This is a genomic window from Allobosea sp. P4_E12 (assembly GCF_056401655.1).
In genome coordinates this window covers 1-2,087 of the sequence record NZ_JBFUIY010000118.1, presented here as the reverse complement: position 1 = coordinate 2,087, position 2,087 = coordinate 1, and the positions used below count along the sequence as shown (strand labels likewise).

At 61.3% G+C, this 2,087-nt stretch carries 1 protein-coding gene and 1 pseudogene; one reads left to right on the top strand and one right to left on the bottom strand.

What is annotated here, in order from left to right:
* Positions 1–453: 453 nt before the first annotated feature.
* Positions 454–705 carry a GlsB/YeaQ/YmgE family stress response membrane protein gene (locus AC1DW9_RS36545; protein ID WP_476770461.1) on the top strand — a complete coding sequence of 84 codons (252 nt, stop codon included), beginning with the start codon at positions 454–456 and terminating at the stop codon, positions 703–705.
* Between the two features lie 167 nt (positions 706–872).
* On the opposite strand, the pseudogene AC1DW9_RS36540 reads toward AC1DW9_RS36545, so the two are convergent.
* Positions 873–1,463: pseudogene (locus AC1DW9_RS36540) on the bottom strand (IS6 family transposase); the annotation flags it as partial.
* Positions 1,464–2,087: the final 624 nt, after the last annotated feature.

The window sequence follows — 2,087 nt, the reverse complement described above, 5'->3', positions numbered from 1 at the left end:
GACSAACGCCGATCCGAAGCCCTTCTCCTGGACCGCTGACCCCGACAAAATCATCGCCGCCGTCAGGCGTGGGCACCAAGCGTTAGATTCCATCCACTAGCTGAAGTGATGCTCCAGCGGGCTTCTTGGCCGYGGCGATCCGGACCCTGTTGTGTCTCAGCAATCAGGATCGGCACCAACCCGCGCAAGCCAGTGCGAACTGTCGCGCGGATTGAGCCCTCGCTGTCCCGGGGCTAAGTTTAGCGACATGGATCAGCTTCAAAAGCGACACGCATCGGGCATTGAAACAAACCGCTCGACCATGCAGCGCTAGCCGCCTCGCATTGCCGTCCAGCTCGGCTCGTTCTATCCTTACTGAGATCCCGTCCGAACGGGCCTTAGCTGAGGGCCCTTTTTGCCGTAACGCCTCAAAGTACACGGTTACTATTGGCTGCATTGCTGGGGAGGTCGCATATGGAAATCGGGTGGATCGCCGCCATCGTTGTCGGCGGCATTGCTGGCTGGCTCGCCGAGCAGTTTATGAAGAGCGACATGGGACTTGTGATGAACATCGTCCTGGGAATCGTAGGGGCCGCTGCTGCTAGTTGGCTGTTCGGCCTTATGGGTATCAAATTCGGTCCCGGTTGGGTCGGTTATTTGATCGCGGGCTTCATTGGGGCAGTTATCCTGATCTTCGCCGTGCGGATGGTTCGACAACGCGCTTGATTCATTCCGTGTTGCCCGGCCCTGGCTGGCGTCGAGAAGCAGACTAGGTTCGACCTCACCATCGATCTTTAAGGACCGTCAAGGCGTGTATGCGGCCCACAATACCGCCAATGGGCATTGTCACGGGAAACTCGACGAGCCGGATTTCGCTCTGTGCAATGCTGTACTTACGCGGCGGTGGTCGCGTTTTGCCACTGCTGCGCGGCCGCGGCTCGGAAGAGCCGCAGCGTCGGTCGGGAGATCAGATGGCGCTCGAGGTTGAAGATATTATGGATGGCAGCATGAACGGAGAGAAATCGCTGCGCCGACATTGGCGACTTGAAGCGCTGCATCTTGCGCTCACGTCGTCGGATTAGCTGGTGTGAGTTCTCCGCCCGATTGTTTCGGCGCAGGCCCTGCTCGTGGCGCCCCGAGAGCCCCAGGTCTCGCCGTGCGGCCGCGTAGGAGCGCAATTTGTCCGTCACCAGCACTTTGGGGGCAAAGCCATGCTTTTTGAGCAGTTTGCGCATCAGCCGCAGGGCGGCCCCCTTGTCCCGTCTGGATTGCACCAGCACGTCGAGGATCTCGCCCTCGCTGTCGACGGCTCGCCAAAGATACAGGCGCCGGCCCTGGATGCGGATCACCATCTCGTCCAGGTGCCAGATGTCTGCCGGTGCGGGCCGGAGCCGGCGCAGGTTGCGGGCATAGCTGCATCCAAATTTGAGTACCCATCGCCGGATCGTCTCGTACGAGATGTCGAGGCCGCGCTCCGCCAGCAACTGGTGACGGGCGTAGGAAATCGGCTGCACGCCCCTACCCTACCGGAGCAGGCTCAGATCGCACCATTCCCGTGACAATGCCGTGTTGGCGTCGATCGCCACCGCACATTCGGCGACCGCCTTGATCATCCTTCGCATGAACGAAGCCAGCAGCGATTGCGCCAGGACGGCGTCTCGGTGCCACGGGAGAATGTTCACTCGGACGGCCTGGAAATGCCGGGTCATCCTCCATTCGGAGGATGTCGAGCCTTTGCCTCGCGCCTACCAGAGACAGTCTTGGCTCGCTTGGGCGCAGCTGACCTTTGAAACCGAAGCCCCGGGCAAATGGAGCCCTCGCATAGCGTGCGACCTGGATGCCGACCGTGGGCGTCGCGGCCTCCAAACTCTCGCAGGCGTCTCGATGACCGTCTGGCCGGATGAGGCGGGAGCTCGAGCTCAGCGGTGTCAACGGCGGCCGGATTCCAGGCCACTTGGGCGGAGCAAAACCAGGCCAGCGCTGGCGATGTGAGACGATAAGCCAAGGGCCCCGATCGGGGCCCTTGGCTTATCGTCGCTTTCGTTTCTGATCAGCTCTCCATGATCTCGCCGGTGTCGGGATCGACGTGTTCGGCCGTGGCCTGGTTT

Coding starts and splice junctions, on each gene's coding strand:
- AC1DW9_RS36545 (WP_476770461.1), top strand. CDS start 454: ATGGAAATCGGGTGGATCGCCGCCATCGTTGTCGGCGGCATTGCTGGC.